The organism is Rhizobium sp. Pop5 (assembly GCF_024721175.1).
GTDB lineage: Bacteria > Pseudomonadota > Alphaproteobacteria > Rhizobiales > Rhizobiaceae > Rhizobium.
Window position 1 is genome coordinate 1,601,867 of sequence record NZ_CP099399.1, and the last position, 16,946, is coordinate 1,618,812.

Here is a 16,946-nt window from a genome sequence, read left to right on the forward strand (position 1 = left end):
CCGGCAGGTGGAGGACCGGCCGGGCGCAGGAATTCATCGGTCAGGAGGAGGAGAAAATGACCAGAATGAAATCGATCGGCGCGGCTTTCGCTGCGGTTCTATTGAGTTCCGTTGCGGCTCACGCCGGCGACGTGCGCATCATGTGGTATTCCGACGGCGGCGAAGGCGAGGTGATCAAGGACCTGCTGTCGCGCTTCTCCAAAGCCAATCCCGACGTCAACGTCATCCTCGACGAGGTCTCCTACAATGTCGTCAAGGAACAGCTGCCGGTGCAGCTTGAAGCCGGGCAGGGGCCAGATATCGCCCGTGTCACCAATCTGAAGGCGCCGGCGCAACATTGGCTCGACCTTCGTCCCTACCTCGCCGACGCGAAATACTGGGACGATAATTTCGGCGCCCAGGCTGACTGGATGCGTCCCGATGGCTCGAACGCCATCACCGGCTTCATGACGCAGCTGACCCTGACCGGCGGTTTTGCCAACAAAACGCTCTTCGAACAGGCGGGCGTCGAAATCCCCGGCCCGAAAGCCACCTGGGACGATTGGGCGGCGGCGGCCAGGAAGGTGGCGGACAGCCAGAAGGTCTTCGCCATGGCGATCGACCGCTCCGGCCACCGCGTCTCCGGCCCGAACATCTCCTATGGCGCCAACTATATCGCCGCCGATGGTAAGCCTGCGCCGATCGACCAGGGTGCGAAGGACTTCCTCAGCCGCTTCGTCAAGTGGAACGAGGACGGCACCATCAATAAGGACGTCTGGGTCAGCGCCGCCGGCTCTACCTACCGCTCGGGCGCCGAGGACTTCATCAATGGTGGGCTCGCCTATCTCTATTCCGGCAGCTGGCAGGTTTCGGGCTTCGCCCAGAAGATTGGCGATAATTTCGACTGGGTCGTAACGGGAAGCCCCTGCGGACCGGTTGCATGCTCCGGCATGCAGGGCGGTGCGGGCCTGGTGGCCGTCAAATACACCAAGAATCCGAAGGATGTCGCCAAGGTGATGGATTACCTGGCCGGCGCCGACGTGCAGAAAGAGTTCGCCGAGCGCAGCCTGTTCATTCCGGCGCATAAGGGCGTCGCAGCCGGCCAGCTGGATTTCAAGACCGACAATCCGCATGTAAAGGCGGCGCTGAAGGCCTTCGTCGAAGCGGCCGGTCAGACGGCCGCACCCGCCATGAAGCTGCCGGGCTGGAAGTGGTCGGACGCCTATTACAGCGCTATCGTCGCCCGCATCAGCCAGGTGGTCGCCGGCGAAATGAAGCTCGACGACGCCTATGCCCGCATCGACGAGGACATCAAGGCGAAGGTCGCCGGCAACTGACGGAAGAACAGATGGCTCCGAAGACGGTTTCTTCCGAACCGCCGGCGAAAGCCGGTCTGCGGCAGGCGCTCCACGCGCCTGTCCGGCTCCTCATGGGGATCGTCGATATTCCCATGCGGGCCTGGCAGAAGCTGACGGGGCTGAACGGCATGGCGGGCATCTTCCTGGCGCCCAACATGCTGATCTTTACCGTCTTCGTGCTTCTGCCGCTGGTCATCAACTTCATCTATTCGACGACAAGCGGCAGCGCCATTTTTCTTCCGAACAGAACCTATGTCGGCGCCGACCAGTACCGCATCCTCTTCGATTGCCGCAGTTACCTCGACCCCTCGACCTGCGCGGCCGACACATTCTGGGCGGCGGTGCGCAACACAGCCGTCTTCGTCGTCTTCCAGGTCTCCGCGATGCTGATCACAGCGCTGACAACGGCGTTGATCCTCAATCGCGAGCTTTCCCATCGCGGCTTCTGGCGCGCCGTATTCTTCTTTCCGGTGCTGTTGTCTCCCGTTGTCGTCGGGCTGATCTGGAAATGGATCCTGCAGCGCGAGGGGCTTTTGAATTATGCGTTGAGCCCCTTCGGCTTCGAACCGTTCTCCTGGCTTAGCGATCGTTTTTGGGCCTTCTTCTTCGCCGTTTTCGTTTCCGTTTGGGCGCATATGGGCTTCTACGCGCTTATCCTGCTCGCAGGTCTGCAGGCGATCCCGAAAGACCTCTACGAGGCGGCGGCGATGGACAAGGCGAGCCCGACCCGCATTTTCCGGCGTATCACGCTGCCGCTGCTGATGCCGAACCTCATTGTCGTTCTGGTGCTGGCGCTGATCCGCGCCGTGCAGATCTTCGACGAGGTCTTCGTGCTGACCGGCGGCGGGCCGGGCACCAGCACCATGTACATGACCCAATATATCTATGAGACCGGCTTTGCGAGTTCATTGCGCAATCCTGGGCTTGCATCGGCCGCCTCAATCCTGATGGGCATCGTGCTCGTCGTTCTGACGCTGATCCAGCTTGGCGTGAGCGCCCGCAACGAGAAGAAGGGAATGCGACGATGAGTGCTGTCGGTGCATTTCTACTCCGTCGACGGGGCCGCGGCTGGCACTGGACGGATGTGGTCACCTGGATCTGGCTGATATCGGGCGTCTTTCTGATGTTCGGTCCGGCCGTCTGGTTGGTCTTTTCCTCCTTCAAGACACCGGCCGCCCTTGCCGAATTCCCGCCGTCCTTCCTGCCCTATGTTACCGAACAGGCTGTTGTGCCGGGCTATGACAAGCCGCTGCCGCTTTACACCGTCGCCATGCCGGATGGCAGCAGCCGCGTGCTTGCCGAAGTCCGCCGCATTGGCATCATCGGCCAGATGGTCGATCCCAAGCAGCCCGGTGAAATCGTCAAGGCGAACATCAAGGACCGCACGCCGGTGCGCAAGGTCGAATTCGCCAGCGGCAATTATACTGAACCCTTCCAGCGCTTCGATTTCTTCCTGTACCTCCGCAACTCCGTCTTCGTGACCGTAGTGGCGACGATCATCACCTTGCTCGTCAATTCAATGGCAGCCTTCGCGCTGTCGAAATACCAGTTTCCCGGTCGTGCCGCCGTCATGCTGATGATCCTTGCGACGCTGATGGTGCCGCTTTCGGTCATCGTCGTTCCGCTCTATTCCGTGATCGGCACGCTGGATCTTTTCGACAGCCTGTGGGGCGTCATCATGCCGACGGTCGCAACGCCGACAGGGGTCTTCCTGCTCAGGCAATACATGCTGACGATCCCCGACGAACTGATCGACGCCGCGCGCATGGATAAGGCCAGCGAATGGCAGATCTACTGGCGCATCATCCTGCCGCTGTCGGCGCCTGCACTTGCGGTCCTGGCGATCTTCTCGGTCGTCTGGCGATGGAATGATTTCCTCTGGCCGCTGATCGTGCTCTCGCGCAAGGAACTCTACACGCTACAGGTCGGCCTCAACGTTTATGCCGGCGAGCTCAATGTCCAATGGCACTACATCCTCGCCATGACCGTCGTGTCGATGATCCCTGTCGTGCTGATCTTCGTTTTCCTGCAGCGCTTCATCACGACGGGTATCGCCGGCTCCGGACTGAAATAATATGAAACAGGAGAGTGCATGAGCGGACTTGAGCTCAGGAACATCGTCAAGAATTTCGGCGCCGTCGAGGTCATTCGCGATGTCTCGCTTGCGGTCAACGACGGCGAGTTCGTCGCCTTTGTCGGCCCGTCCGGTTGCGGGAAATCGACGCTGCTGCGTCTTATCGCTGGTCTCGACAAGCCCACAGGCGGCAGCATTTTCATCGATGGCAAGGATGTTACCGCTATCACCGCCGCTGACCGCGGCCTTGCCATGGTCTTTCAGTCCTATGCGCTTTACCCGCATATGAGCGTGCGGGAGAATCTGGCCTTCGGCCTCGAAAACACCAAGGTGGCGAAGGCCGAGATCGAAGCGCGGATCGCCGATGCTGCACGCATGCTCGAGATCGAGCCATTCCTGCAGCGCCGTCCAGGACAGCTCTCCGGCGGCCAGCGCCAGCGCGTAGCGATCGGCCGCGCCATCGTCCGCAGGCCGGACGCCTTCCTGCTCGATGAGCCGCTTTCCAACCTCGACGCCGAGCTTCGGGTGAGCATGCGCGCCGAACTCGCCGCCCTCCACGCCCGTCTGAAGGCGACGATGATCTATGTCACCCATGATCAGGTCGAGGCGATGACGCTGGCCAACCGTATCGTCGTCCTGAGAGGCGGCAGGATCGAACAGATTGGAACGCCGCTCGAACTTTACAACAAGCCGGCGAATCGCTTCGTCGCCGGCTTTATCGGCGCCCCGCACATGAATTTTCTGGAAGGAGCGATCGTCGGTCATGAGGGGGATCTCGTGCAGGTCGAAACCGTCGGCGGCCATCGTCTTTCCGTCGTTGCGCGGGAGGCGCCCCCCGCGGGCGGGAGGGTCAGCATCGGCATTCGGCCGCAGCACATCACCCTTGCCGATGCGGGTGCCGCGAGCAGGCTGGACACCCGCATTACCCTTGTCGAGGAGTTGGGTTCCGAGACGGTTGTTCATGCCGACGCCGCCGGTAAGAAGCTGATCGCGGTCTTTGCCGGCCAGCAACGGATGAAATCGGGCGACAGCCTCCCGCTCAGTCTCGGCCCTGAGATGCTGCATCTCTTCAGCGAGGATGGCCGCCGTCTTTCTTGAGGACACAAAAAAGGCCCGCGCCGAAGCGCGGGCCGAATTTCACGATCAGGACAGCTTTAGTGGCTGTTCTTGTGGCTTTGTTGACCAGCCTTTACATGCTGTTCATGGCTGCCGCCGCGGGTTCCGCTGGACTGCGCGTCGCGGTCGCTTGAGGCGCTGCGGGTGTTGGAGTCGTTCTTGTGACTCTGCTGCCCGGCCTTGACGTGCTGTTCGTGGGTTCCACCTTGGTTTGCCATTTGGTTTCTCCTTGGTTTCTTCAATTCGAGGCCACGTCGACCTCATGAAAACAATCCCGCTCCAGCGCATGCGTTCCGTGTTTTAATATTTCGTGATCCGTGGGCCGGATACGGGACGAGGAAGCGGGCCGGGTGGGTAGGGAGCTCGCCTGCCATTTCGTTGGCCATCGGGAGAAAGCGGAAAAATCCTGATGTTCTCCAGCCCCGCCACGTCCGCTTGGCGCGGTCCGCAACCTCATTTTGAAAATGTGCCGGCTGGCGAAAGGTTCCAGGAAAATCAAATGCATCCCCAGAGCCGCAAGTCTTGCTGCGGTTCGCCGGCTCTTTCCAAATGGACATGCCGCTCTAGCTTAAGATGCACCTGATGAAAGGAGAAAACCATGACCGACGCACCGAATACGGCGACCCCGGCGCGAAGAGTGTTGCGCGGCCGCCCCTACAGCATCAGCGAATTTGCCAGGAAATACCGGCTCGACGACAAGGAGGCGAAACGGCTCTATGAGAAGTTCGGCCCTTCTGCTACCGAACTCGACCTGCTGATGGCGGCAAAGCGGCGTCCGCCGGGCCTGCCGACCAGTCTCGACGCCTGACGGCCCATCATGAAGATCCGAACCGGAAGCTGCCTTTGCGGGGCGGTCGCCTACAGGGTGGAAGGCGAGCCGCTTCGTGTCGGCCTCTGCCATTGTGCCGATTGCCGCAAAACGAGCGGCTCCGCCTTCGTCTTCTTCGCAGTTTGGCCGCGCGCGGCTTTTTCCCACAGCGGCGAGATCGCCACTTTCGCAGGCCGCAGCTTTTGCCCGTCCTGCGGCGGCAGGCTTTTCTGCCTCAGGGATGATGAAGCCGAAGTCCGTCTGGGCTCCCTCGACACTCCGCCGACCGACCTTACGCCCAGCTACGAGGTCTGGATCAAGCGGCGCGAACTTTGGCTGTATCCTTTGCCCGGCGCCAGCCAATTTGCCGAGGATGCGGATTGAGGGCGCAAAAGCGCCGTCGCGATCGGGATGGCTTGCCACGCTCTCGGTCTTTGATTTGCCGCAGGTGGTAATTGCAAAAGCGCCGCACTTTTTTGTGCAAGATGCTCCGGTGCATCGAAACTTGACTTTTCTTACCAATATTTCATTTCACCCATCCGCAATTCCGTGCCAGTTCGGCGGCAACGCTAATCGCCGGTTCATCTGCGCTGTGATTATTTCGCTGCGGGGCCGGGATGGCCACTGACTGATCGAGGACGACATGAACAAGATCGTAAGCGGCAACGAAACCGGAGCAAAGGCTGGCGCAACGCCTGACCTCGCGGCGGTTCTTGCCGCCTCGGGAAAGCAGGGCAAACGCCGCCGCTGGCGCGGACGCCTGCTCGTTCTTCTCTTCGTTCTCGCTGCTGCCGCGGTCGCTGCCTATGTCTACCTGGGCAGGGAGCGCAGTGAGGTCAGCTACACCACCCTGCCGGCAAAGCACGGCGATCTGACGGTTCTCGTGACCGCCACCGGCTCCGTGCAGCCGACCGAGCAGGTGGATATATCGAGCGAACTTTCCGGCACGGTCCGCGACGTCAACGTCGATTACAACAGCGCGATCAAAGCGGGAGATGTGCTTGCGCTCCTCGATACGAACAAGCTCGAGGCGGACGTGAAGAGCTCGCGCGCCAAGCTCAATTCGGCGAAGGCGAACGTTGCCAAGGCCAATGCCGATCTGGAATCGGCAAGCACTTCGCTGGAGCGACTGAAGAGCCTGGTCAGGAGCAATGTCTCCACCCAGCAGAGCCTCGACGACGCCACCTACAAGTATGATTCGGCCGTCGCCGCCAAACAGATCAACGAGGCCGAGGTGCTGGCCTCGGAGGCCGATCTGCAGCTTGCCGAGGTCAATCTCGCCAAGGCGAAGATCGTCTCGCCGATCGACGGCGTGATCCTCACCCGTTCCGTCAATCCGGGCGCCACGGTAGCAGCCTCGCTGTCGGCGCCGATCCTTTTCACCATTGCCGGCGACTTGAAAAAGATGGAGTTGCAGGTCGATGTCGACGAGGCCGATGTCGGCCATATCGCCGTCGGCCAGAAGGCGAAGTTTACCGTGGACGCCTATCCCGACCGGACCTTTCCCGCCGAAATCGAGCAGATCCGCTTTGCCTCCGAAGTGGTCAACAACGTCGTGACCTACAAAGCGGTACTCTCCGTCGACAATGCCGACCTTCTGCTGCGTCCCGGCATGACGGCGACGGCCGACATCACGGTCGAGGCCATCAAGAATACGCTGATGGTGCCGAATGCCGCGCTGCGTTACGCCCCACCACAGGCCGAACGGCGCGGCCGCGGCATCCTAGGCATCTTCGGCCCACCGCGCCAGCGCAACAGAGAGTCCGGCCCAGCGCTGACGGGCACCCAGCGCCGTGTCTGGGTTTTGCGCGACGGTCGCCCGGCACCAACGGTCATACAGGTCGGTTCGTCCGATGGCCAATTTACCGAGGTCGTCTCCGGCGAAATCAAGGAAAACGACGCGCTGGTGACCGACGCCTCGGTGCGGACGAATTAGGCGGAGAGACGGATGGCAAGCCAGCCGCTCATCGAATTCAGGCAGGTCTCGAAAGTTTACGGCGAAGGCGAGGCGGCGATCCGTGCGCTCGATCATGTCGACCTTGCGATTAATGCCCATGAGTTTGTCGCAATCATGGGGCCGTCAGGTTCGGGCAAATCCACGGCGATGAACATCCTCGGCTGCCTCGATGTACCGAGTGGCGGCGACTACATCTTCCAGGGTATCCCGACCAGCGGCTTCGACCGCAGCCAGCTGACGCTGCTGCGTCGCCATATGCTTGGCTTCGTTTTCCAGGGCTTCAATCTCCTGTCACGCACCTCGGCCGTCGAAAATGTCGAGCTGCCGCTGATCTATCGCGGCATGGCCGTGCGCGAGCGGCGAGAGCGGGCGCGCGAGGCCTTGGCGCTCGTCGGCCTCACCGGCCGCGAGCATCATAAGACGCAGGAACTGTCAGGTGGCCAGCAGCAGCGCGTCGCCATCGCGCGGGCAATCGTCACCGAACCGGCGCTGCTTCTGGCCGATGAACCCACAGGCAATCTCGACACGAAGACCAGCGTCGAAATCATGGACCTGATGACGCGGCTGAACCGCGAGCAGGGCATCACCATTGTCATGGTCACGCACGAACCCGATATCGCTGCCTATGCGCAGCGCCTGCTGCGTTTCGTCGACGGCAAGCTCGAGACGGAGGTCGAGCACCGGAGGAGGGCGGATCATGTTCTTTGAGACGCTGAAGCTCGCGCTGCGCGCCATCAGCCGCAACATGCTGCGCTCATTCCTGACCGTGCTCGGCGTCGTCATCGGCGTGGCCGCCGTCATCGCGCTGGTGACGATCGGCAACGGCACGACCGCGCAGGTCTCGACCGAGCTGTCGCGGCTCGGCACCAACATGCTGTTCGTCCGCCCCGGCCAGTTCGGCCCGGGCCGGGCGAGTTCCGAGGCGCGGCGCTTCTCGCTGAAGGATGTAGCGGCGATCCGCGATCAGGTTTCCGGCCTGCGGGCGGTCGCGCCGTCGAACCAGTCGACGGCGACCGTTATCTTCGGCGGGCAGAACCATTCCACCACCGTCTACGGTACGACCAACGAATATCTCGTCGCCCAGGACTGGAATCTGACGCTCGGGCGCGATTTCACCCCGTCCGAGGAACGCGGCCAGTCGCGCTGCATTATCGGAGGCACGGTCCGCGACCAGCTCTTTGGCGGAGCCGATCCGATCGGCCAGCAGATTCGCGTCGGCAAGGTGTCATGTCCCGTTATCGGTGTGCTCGCCAAGCGCGGCCAATCCGGGATGGGTAATGATCAGGACGATGTCGTCATCATGCCGGTCAAGGTATTCCAGCGCCGCATCAGCGGCAGTTCCAATGTCCCGACCATCATCATTTCCGCGCGCGACGGCGTGTCGACCGCCAAAGTGCAGTCCGATGTCGAAAATCTACTGCGCGAGCGGCGCAAGATCATTCCCGGCCGGCAGGATGATTTCAACGTCAACGACATGACCCAGATCGCCCAGGCAATGACCGGAACGACGACGCTGCTGACCGGCCTGCTCGGCGCGGTCGCGGCCATCAGCCTGCTCGTCGGCGGCATCGGTATCATGAACATCATGCTGGTCTCCGTCACCGAGCGCACCCGCGAGATCGGCATCCGCCTGGCAATCGGCGCACTCGAAAACCAGGTGCTCACCCAGTTCCTGGTCGAAGCCGTGGCGCTGTCGCTGTTCGGCGGCATCACCGGCATCATGCTTGGCCTGAGCCTCGGCTTTGGCGCCGTGACCCTCCTGAAAGTCCCCTTCGTTTTCAGCCCAACGATGATCGCCGTCGCATTCCTCTTCTCCGCAGCGATCGGCATGATCTTCGGCTATTTCCCGGCAAGAAGGGCAGCGCAGCTCAATCCCATCGAGGCGCTGCGGCATGAATAAAAGGCCGCTCCGCCGTGGTAAAACGCTTTATACCTCTCTACTCTTCTAAACCGAACGCAAGGCTTCGGAGGGCGCCATCATGCCGCTCAACAGGCTGGTGATCTACGCCAAGAACGTCGAGGAAACGGCGCAGTTTTATCAGAAACACTTTGGTTTCAAGGCGATGAGCCTACCCCGCGACAGGATCGTTGAACTCATCGCACAGGATGGCGGCGCAAATATAATGCTCCATCAGGCCGCCAAGAGGCAGCGGAGCGGCCAATCCCTCATCAAGCTTGTGTTTGACGTGGAAGATGTTGAAGCCTTTTGCAAGCGATGCGCGGAGAACGGTCTGGAGTTCGGGGCTCTTCATCAAGCTGACGGCTATATATTCGCCAATGCAAAGGACCCCTGTCAAAATTCGATCTCTGTTTCCAGCCGAGCATTTCGAAAGGGTACAGGCGTTTAATTCTGAAAGCCTGTTATCTATCTGTCTCCATGATGATATATCAGCTTGGCCTGCTTGGGATTTTCAGGCATTTCAGGATGTAATATATCAGGTTTGGATTTTCAGGCATGCAGACTTCCCAGAGCCATCGCGCCTATCTTGCGCTGGAGCATCTGATCGTGACGCTGGCGCTGAAACCCGGCGCGCTTGTCACTGAAAAGCAGCTGATCGATATGGCGGGCCATGGGCGTACGCCGGTGCGTGAGGCGATCCAGAAGCTCGCCTGGCAGGGGTTGATCCTGGTGAAAGCGCGCGTCGGGCTGCAGGTTGCGGAGATCGCGCCTGCGGATCATGGCAACGTCATGCAGGTGCGCCGGGAGCTGGAGCCGATCGCAGCAGGCCTTGCCGCCGAGCATGCGAGCGACGAACAGCGTGCGCGCCTCGTCGAATGCGCAGGCGCGATGGAAGAATGCGCCGTCACGGGAGACCTCGCCGGCTTCTTCGCCGCTGACAAAGCCTTCGACGAAATCCTCGAAGATGCCTGTCCGAACGGCTTCATCATGGCAGCGCTGGGCCCGGTGCAGACGCATTCGCGCCGTCTCTGGTATTCCACCGCAAGTCCGGAAGGCATGGATCGTTCAATCGCGCTGCATGTCGCGGTTATCCGCGCCATCCATGAGGGCAAGCCGGTTGAGGCGCGCGCCGCCATGATAGCGCTGATCGACTGTCTCGCACACATATAAAAACGGCCCCGTTTCCGGAGCCGTTGTCAGATCGGATTGTCTCAATAAAACGTCAGCCGACGAAAGCGCGTTCGATGACGAATTCGGCGGGCTTGCTGTTGGCGCCTTCGTTGAGGCCGGCCTTTTCGAGCAGTTCCTTGGTGTCCTTGAGCATAGCCGAGGAACCGCAGATCATGCCTCGGTCGATCGCCGGATCGAGCGGCGGCACGCCGAGATCGGTGAACAGCTTTCCGGAGGAGATCAGGTCGGTGATACGGCCGCGATATTCGAAATCCTCGCGCGTGACAGTCGCATAGTGGCGCAGCTTGTCGCCGACGACTTCCTTCAGCAACTCGTCATTCTGGATCTCGTGCACGAGGTCGAACCCGTATTTCAGCTCGGCGACATCACGGGTCGTATGGGTGAGGATGACTTCCTCGAACTTTTCATAGGTCTCGGGATCGCGGATCAGGCTGGCGAAAGGCGCAACACCCGTTCCCGTCGAGAACATGTAGAGACGGCGGCCGGGGGTGAGCGCGTCGAGCACCAGCGTGCCGGTCGGCTTCTTGCGCATCAGCACTTGATCGCCCGGCTTGATCGCCTGAAGGTGCGAGGTGAGCGGACCGTCCGGCACCTTGATCGAGAAGAATTCAAGTTCTTCGGCCCAGGCGGGGCTGGCGATCGAATAAGCGCGGAAGACCGGCTTGCCCTCGACCATCAGGCCGATCATTGCGAATTCGCCGGAACGGAAACGGAAGCCCTGCGGCCGGGTCATCGTGAAGCGAAAGAGCCGGTCGGTATAATGCGTCACGGCAAGCACCGTCTCAGCGTAGACGCCGGCGGGGATGGACGGAGCGAAGTCTTCGGTCTTTGCAGGCGCGTTCATTGCGGTAGAGGATCCCGTTTCGTCGGATGCACTGTCGAATGCGAGGCAGATATTACATATCCGGCCGAAATTAAAGGCATTCCATTCCATCCAACGCTCATGAAGGGAAATATGCATGTCCTTGTCAGGATTCAATGGCAGGCCAGACGACGAGGGGAATGCCGTATTTCCCGCTGGCGAAGGCGGGCAAAGGATGCATATTAGAGCGGCGTGCCTGTTGCGGACGCCGGTTTTCGGCGAAAACGGTGCGACAACAAGGACCTACGGCGCCGACCCCTGCACAGAGTTCGGCGATGATGGCGAAAAGAGACGCTTGCCGGGCAAGCGCGATAGGGCGGTCGGGGGAATATGAAAATTTTCAACTACAAACGTGTTCCTTACGCGGAGATGCGCGCCTTTTCCGTCCATATTCTGACGGCTTCCGGCTCCTTTCTTGCCTTTCTCGGTGTCGTCGCGGCTGCCGAGCACCGCTTCATCGACATGTTCTGGTGGCTGGGGCTCGCCCTCCTCGTCGATGGTATCGACGGTCCGATTGCCCGCAAGGTGCGCGTCAAGGAAGTGCTGCCGAACTGGTCGGGCGACACGCTCGACAATATCATCGATTATGTCACCTACGTGCTGCTGCCGGCTTTCGCGCTCTATCAGAGCGGCATGATCGGCGAACCCTGGTCCTTCGCCGCCGCCGGCATGATCGTCGTCTCCAGCGCCATCTATTATGCCGATATGGGCATGAAAACGGACGAGTATTTCTTCTCCGGCTTCCCCGTGGTCTGGAACATGATCGTCTTCACATTGTTCGTCATCGATGCGAGCGCGACGACGGCGCTTGCCGTCGTGACCGTTTCGGTGGTGCTGACCTTCCTGCCGATCAATTTCCTGCATCCTGTCCGCGTGAAACGGCTGCGCCCGCTCAATCTCGGCGTCTTTTTGCTGTGGTCCGCGCTCGGCATCTATTCGCTGCTGCTGCATTTCGACACGCCCGAATGGGCGCTCATTCTCTTTATCGCGAGCGGTATCTATCTTTACGTGATCGGCGCGGTGCTGCAATTTTTCCCCGCCCTCGGACGTGAAGCTTAGGAGAGGCACGATGACCAAGACGCAGGTGGTTTCATTCTCGAGGACGGGTGGGCCGGAGGTCTTCGAATATGTCGACGTCGATCTTCCCAAGCCTTCGGCCGGTGAGGTGCAGATCAGGCATGCGGCGGTCGGCCTCAATTTCATCGACGTCTATTTCCGCAACGGCTCCTATAAGGCGCCGCACCTGCCTTTCGTCACCGGCAAGGAGGGCGCCGGCACCGTGACGGCGGTCGGGCCCGGTGTCGAGGATTTTAAAGTTGGCGATCGTGTCGCCTATGCCGGCGCCGACGGCGCCTATAGCGTCGAGCGCAACATCGAGACGCGCCACCTGGTGCATGTGCCGGACGGCGTTAAACTTGAAACGGCGGCGGCGATGATGCTGAAGGGCATGACCGCCGAATATCTGCTCAATCGCACCTTCAAGGTTGGCTCTGAGACGGTGCTCCTGTTCCATGCCGCCGCCGGCGGCGTGGGGCTCATCGCCGGGCAGTGGGCCAAGGCACTTGGCGCGACCGTCATCGGCACTGCGGGCTCGCAGGATAAGATCGAGCTCGCGCTCGCCCACGGCTACGACCATGTGATCAACTACAGGAGCGAAAACTTCGTCGACCGCGTCCGTGATATCACGGGCGGCAAGGGCGTGAATGTCGTCTACGATTCGATCGGCCGAGATACTTTTCCACAGTCGCTCGATTGCCTGAAGCCGCGCGGCTTTTTTGTCTCATTCGGCCAATCCTCCGGGCCGATCGAGAATTTTACCCTCGCCATGCTGGCGCAGAAGGGCTCCCTCTTTGCGACGCGGCCAACCCTCTTCACCTATATCGCCGCCCGCCAGGACCTGATCGACAGTGCAAACGCGCTATTTGATGTTGTGCAAAGCAACAAAGTGCGTATCAATGTCAGCCAAACCTATCCGTTGCGTGAGGTTGGGCGGGCTCACGCGGATCTGGAAGCAAGAAAAACAACAGGAACGACGCTGCTGATCCCATGAGATCCGAACGGACCGATCGGCAGAAGAAAATGAGGGGAACGTGTCGCCATTGAATGTACCGGATTCCGGTGCGTTATTATCGGTCCAGAAGCTGACCAAGTTTTTCGGCAGCTTCGCCGCCTGCAATGAAATCGATCTCGATATTGCGCCGGGCGAAATTCATGCGCTTCTCGGCGAAAACGGCGCAGGCAAATCCACGCTGGTGAAGATGCTGTTCGGTGTTCTGGAGCCGACGCATGGGCATATCCTCTGGCAGGGCAAGCCTGTCTCGATTACCTCGCCAGGCGAAGCCCGCAAGCTTGGCATCGGCATGGTTTTCCAGCATTTCTCCCTGTTCGAGGCGCTGACGGTTGCCGAAAACATCGCGCTGTCGCTCGATGACGCCATCCCGATCGACAGAATCGCCGAGGAGGCGAGGGCGCTGTCGGTCGCTTACGGCCTGCCGCTCGATCCGCATGCCCATGTCGCCGATCTCTCGGTCGGCGAGCGTCAGCGCATCGAGATCGTCAGGGCGCTGCTGCAGAACCCCAAGCTCATTATTCTCGACGAGCCGACCTCGGTGCTGACGCCGCAGGAGGCCGACAGGCTGTTCGAAACTCTTTTCAAACTGCGGGCCGAGCGCCGTTCTGTTCTCTATATCAGCCATCGTCTGGAAGAGGTTCAGCGCATCTGCGATCGGGCGACCGTTCTGCGTCATGGCCGCGTGACCGGCGCCTGCGATCCGAAGCGGGAAACGCCGGCCTCGCTCGCCCGCATGATGGTCGGCAGCGAGGTAGCGGCCGTTACCCATCCGGAGCGCAGTGACAAGGGCGAGGTGCAGCTCGCGGTCGCGAATCTTTCCGTCGCCGCGCGTACGCCTTTCGCCATGCCGCTTCGGGATGTGTCGATGACCGTGCGCTCGGGCGAGATCCTTGCGATTGCCGGTGTGGCGGGCAACGGGCAAAGCGAGCTCTTCGATGCGCTCTCCGGCGAATATCCGGTCGCCTCGGCCGAGGCGATCGTCATCCGCAGGAAACACGTGGGCAATCAGGGCATTAATGCCCGTCGCCTTCTCGGCGCCGGCTTCGTGCCGGAGGAGCGCCACGGCCATGCCGCCGTCTCGGCTATGAAACTGTCGGATAATCTCGTCCTTGCCCGCAGCCAATCGGATCGCAAGGCATTTCTCGGCCTATTCGGCATCATCCGCTCCGGTGCGGTGAAATCCGCCGCCAGGCGCATTTCCGAGGCCATGGATGTCCGCAAGAGCGGCGAAGATCCGGCCGCCGGTTCGCTCTCTGGCGGCAATTTGCAGAAATTCATCGTCGGCCGCGAGCTCGACCGCCAGCCGGCGGTGCTCGTCGTCAACCAGCCGACCTGGGGTGTGGATGCAGGCGCCGCGAGCCGCATCCGCCAGGCCCTGGTCGATCTCGCAAGAAGCGGTTCGGCCGTCGTCGTCATCAGCCAGGATCTCGACGAGATCTTCGAAGTGGCGACCGATATCGCCGTCATCTCCGAAGGCCGCCTTTCGAGGCCGTTTCCGGCGAGCGAACTGACACGTGAAAAGATCGGCCTGCTGATGGGCGGCTTGCACGAGAGCGGTTCCGCGGCGGAGGCAGCCCATGCGCATTGAACTTGAAAAACGCCCCGACGTCTCGAAACTCTTCGGCGTCGTCTCGCCGCTTCTTGCCCTTGTCCTGACGCTGATTTTCGGCGCCATCATGTTCGCCATGCTTGGCAAGGATCCGGTCGAGGCGCTGGATGCCTTCTTCGTCGAGCCGCTCCTTGAGGTCTGGTCGCTGCACGAGCTGGCGATCAAGGCCGCGCCCCTGATCCTGATCGCCGTCGGCCTTGCCGTCTGCTACCGCTCGAACAACTGGAATATTGGCGCCGAAGGCCAGTTCACCATCGGCGCCATCACCGGCTCTTATATCCCGATCGTCTTCTACGACTGGCATTCGCCGCTGGTACTGCCGCTGATGCTGATGACAGGTGCGCTCGGCGGCGCGCTTTTTGCGGCCATTCCCGCTCTTTTGAAGGCGCATTTCAACACCAATGAGATCCTGACATCGCTGATGTTGGTCTATATCGCCCAGCTCTTCCTCGATTGGCTGATTCGCGGCGCCTGGCGCGATCCGAAGGGTTTCAACTTTCCCGTCTCTCGCGATTTCGCGCCGGAAGCGGTGCTGCCCGCGATCTGGGAGGAATCGGGCCGGGCCCATTGGGCCTTCATCTTCGCCATCGTTGCGGCGATCGGCGTCTGGTTCATGCTGCGCTACACGCTGAAGGGCTTCGAGGTCGTCGTGCTCGGCCAGTCGGAGCGGGCAGGGCGCTTCGCCGGCTTCTCTTCGAAGAAGATGATCTGGTTCAGCTTCCTCTTCTCCGGCGCGCTCGCGGGCCTTGCCGGCATTTGTGAGGTCTCCGGCTCGATCGGCCACCTGCAGCCGGCGATCTCGCCCGGCTATGGTTTCAGCGCCATTATCGTCGCCTTCCTCGGACGCCTCAATCCGCTCGGCATCATCGCCTCTGGCCTGGTGCTGGCGCTGACTTATCTCGGCGGCGAGGCGGCGCAGCTTTCGATCGGCGTTTCGGACAAGGTTACCCGCGTCTTCCAGGGGCTGCTGCTGTTCTTCGTGCTCTCCTGCGATACGCTGATCTACTACAAAATCCGCATCATCTGGTCGCGGGTAAAGGGCGGCGCGGCATGAGCATCTTCGAAGCCATTCTCCTGACCGTCATCACCGCCTCCACGCCGCTCGTCATCGCCGCACTCGGCGAATTGGTGACGGAGCGCTCCGGCGTCCTCAATCTCGGCGTCGAGGGCATGATGATCATGGGGGCGGTCGCCGCTTTCGCCGGCGCGCAGATGTCGGGCTCCCCCTATGTCGGAATCATTTGCGGCATCGTCGCCGGGGCGCTTTTTTCGCTGCTCTTCGCCTTTCTGACGCTGACCCTGGTGGCAAACCAGGTGGCCACCGGTCTGGCGCTGACCCTTCTCGGTCTTGGCGTATCTGGCCAGCTGGGGGAGCCCTTCGTCAGCGTGCCAGGTATCCGGCTGGGAGAGATCGTTATTCCCGTTCTGTCCGATATTCCCGTTATCGGCCCGGTTCTCTTCAAACAGGACCTGATCTTCTATCTGTCGATCGCGTTGGTGGTCGGCGTCAGCTGGTTCCTGTTCCGCAGCCGGGTGGGGCTCAAGCTCCGTGCGATCGGCGACAGTCACGCTTCGGCCCACGCGCTCGGCATTCACGTCATCCGCACGCGCTATCTCGCTGTTATGTTCGGCGGTGCCTGTGCCGGTCTTGCCGGCGCGCAGCTTTCGCTCGTCTATACCCCGCAGTGGGTGGAAAACATGTCGGCCGGCCGCGGCTGGATCACGCTGGCATTGGTGGTTTTCGCCTCCTGGCGGCCGTGGCGGGTTTTCGCCGGCGGTTATCTCTTCGGCGCCGTCACGATCCTCCAGCTTCACGCTCAGGCCTTCGGTCTCGGCATTCCCTCGCAGTTCCTCTCGATGCTGCCCTACGCCGCGACTATTGTGGTTCTCATCATCATTTCCCATAATCGGCGCACGACGTTGATCAATACGCCCGCGTCGCTCGGAAAAGCATTCGTACCGGAGCGATAGAACAAGAATATAGGACGGGTTTCCGGAATAACTTCAAACCAACAGGGGTT

Annotated in this window: 18 protein-coding genes; 16 read left to right on the forward strand and 2 right to left on the reverse strand. The window is 61.1% G+C overall.

Annotation, left to right across the window (positions count from 1 at the left end):
• Window positions 1-56: 56 nt before the first annotated feature.
• From NE852_RS10130 to NE852_RS10145, 4 genes are read left to right on the forward strand one after another with little or no spacing between them, the layout of a single operon-like run.
• On the forward strand, window positions 57-1,316 hold the full coding sequence (locus NE852_RS10130) for an ABC transporter substrate-binding protein (RefSeq protein WP_008526699.1): 1,260 nt from the start codon (window positions 57-59) through the stop codon (window positions 1,314-1,316).
• A gap of 11 nt (window positions 1,317-1,327) precedes the next feature.
• Window positions 1,328-2,365, forward strand: coding sequence for a carbohydrate ABC transporter permease (locus NE852_RS10135; RefSeq protein ID WP_008526697.1), 1,038 nt, complete (start codon window positions 1,328-1,330; stop codon window positions 2,363-2,365).
• Window positions 2,362-3,411, forward strand: coding sequence for a carbohydrate ABC transporter permease (locus NE852_RS10140; protein ID WP_008526695.1), 1,050 nt, complete (start codon window positions 2,362-2,364; stop codon window positions 3,409-3,411). Before NE852_RS10135 ends, NE852_RS10140 begins: the two co-directional genes overlap by 4 nt.
• 18 nt (window positions 3,412-3,429) lie before the next feature.
• Window positions 3,430-4,509, forward strand: coding sequence for an ABC transporter ATP-binding protein (locus NE852_RS10145; protein WP_258156473.1), 1,080 nt, complete (start codon window positions 3,430-3,432; stop codon window positions 4,507-4,509).
• 56 nt (window positions 4,510-4,565) lie between these two features.
• Here the strand turns inward: NE852_RS10145 and NE852_RS10150 are convergent, their stop codons facing one another.
• The gene (locus tag NE852_RS10150) at window positions 4,566-4,745 is read right to left on the reverse strand and encodes a hypothetical protein (protein WP_008526692.1); all 180 of its coding nucleotides are present in this window, start codon (window positions 4,743-4,745) and stop codon (window positions 4,566-4,568) included.
• A gap of 380 nt (window positions 4,746-5,125) precedes the next feature.
• On the opposite strand from NE852_RS10150, the gene NE852_RS10155 reads away from it, so the two are divergent.
• The 7 genes from NE852_RS10155 to NE852_RS10185 all read left to right on the forward strand — a co-directional run bounded on the left by NE852_RS10155 (window position 5,126) and on the right by NE852_RS10185 (window position 10,362).
• Entirely contained in the window at window positions 5,126-5,335 is a 210-nt protein-coding gene (locus tag NE852_RS10155; protein WP_008526691.1) for a hypothetical protein, read from the forward strand.
• A gap of 9 nt (window positions 5,336-5,344) precedes the next feature.
• Complete coding sequence (locus NE852_RS10160; RefSeq protein ID WP_008526688.1) at window positions 5,345-5,719, forward strand: GFA family protein; 375 nt, start codon at window positions 5,345-5,347, stop codon at window positions 5,717-5,719.
• Window positions 5,720-5,978: 259 nt separating this feature from the next.
• Window positions 5,979-7,271: an efflux RND transporter periplasmic adaptor subunit gene (locus NE852_RS10165; RefSeq protein WP_008526651.1), complete on the forward strand. Its 1,293-nt coding sequence runs from the start codon at window positions 5,979-5,981 to the stop codon at window positions 7,269-7,271.
• 12 nt (window positions 7,272-7,283) lie between these two features.
• A complete protein-coding gene (locus NE852_RS10170; protein ID WP_008526649.1) occupies window positions 7,284-8,000 on the forward strand; it encodes an ABC transporter ATP-binding protein in 717 nt (238 codons plus the stop codon).
• A complete protein-coding gene (locus NE852_RS10175) occupies window positions 7,990-9,192 on the forward strand; it encodes an ABC transporter permease (protein ID WP_258156474.1) in 1,203 nt (400 codons plus the stop codon). The genes NE852_RS10170 and NE852_RS10175 overlap by 11 nt, the downstream gene beginning before the upstream one ends.
• Before the next feature lie 79 nt (window positions 9,193-9,271).
• Complete coding sequence (locus NE852_RS10180) at window positions 9,272-9,640, forward strand: VOC family protein (RefSeq protein ID WP_008526646.1); 369 nt, start codon at window positions 9,272-9,274, stop codon at window positions 9,638-9,640.
• 107 nt (window positions 9,641-9,747) lie between these two features.
• A complete protein-coding gene (locus NE852_RS10185) occupies window positions 9,748-10,362 on the forward strand; it encodes a GntR family transcriptional regulator (protein WP_008526645.1) in 615 nt (204 codons plus the stop codon).
• 52 nt (window positions 10,363-10,414) lie between these two features.
• Here NE852_RS10185 and NE852_RS10190 read toward each other — a convergent pair whose 3' ends face one another.
• Window positions 10,415-11,227, reverse strand: a complete 813-nt coding sequence (locus tag NE852_RS10190; protein ID WP_008526644.1) for a ferredoxin--NADP reductase — start codon at window positions 11,225-11,227, stop codon at window positions 10,415-10,417.
• A 348-nt stretch (window positions 11,228-11,575) separates the two neighbouring features.
• Here NE852_RS10190 and pcsA point away from each other — a divergent pair, with 348 nt between their 5' ends.
• The 5 genes from pcsA to NE852_RS10215 are packed head-to-tail and all read left to right on the forward strand — an operon-like array spanning window position 11,576 to window position 16,896.
• On the forward strand, window positions 11,576-12,304 hold the full coding sequence (pcsA, locus tag NE852_RS10195) for a phosphatidylcholine synthase (RefSeq protein WP_008526642.1): 729 nt from the start codon (window positions 11,576-11,578) through the stop codon (window positions 12,302-12,304).
• A 10-nt stretch (window positions 12,305-12,314) separates the two neighbouring features.
• Window positions 12,315-13,295, forward strand: coding sequence for a quinone oxidoreductase (locus tag NE852_RS10200; protein WP_258156475.1), 981 nt, complete (start codon window positions 12,315-12,317; stop codon window positions 13,293-13,295).
• A gap of 40 nt (window positions 13,296-13,335) precedes the next feature.
• Window positions 13,336-14,904 (forward strand): ABC transporter ATP-binding protein, encoded by a 1,569-nt coding sequence (locus tag NE852_RS10205; protein ID WP_008526636.1) that lies wholly within the window; start codon window positions 13,336-13,338, stop codon window positions 14,902-14,904.
• Window positions 14,894-15,979, forward strand: coding sequence for an ABC transporter permease (locus NE852_RS10210; protein WP_258156476.1), 1,086 nt, complete (start codon window positions 14,894-14,896; stop codon window positions 15,977-15,979). Before NE852_RS10205 ends, NE852_RS10210 begins: the two co-directional genes overlap by 11 nt.
• Window positions 15,976-16,896: an ABC transporter permease gene (locus NE852_RS10215; RefSeq protein ID WP_008526631.1), complete on the forward strand. Its 921-nt coding sequence runs from the start codon at window positions 15,976-15,978 to the stop codon at window positions 16,894-16,896. Before NE852_RS10210 ends, NE852_RS10215 begins: the two co-directional genes overlap by 4 nt.
• The last annotated feature ends 50 nt before the right edge of the window (window positions 16,897-16,946 follow it).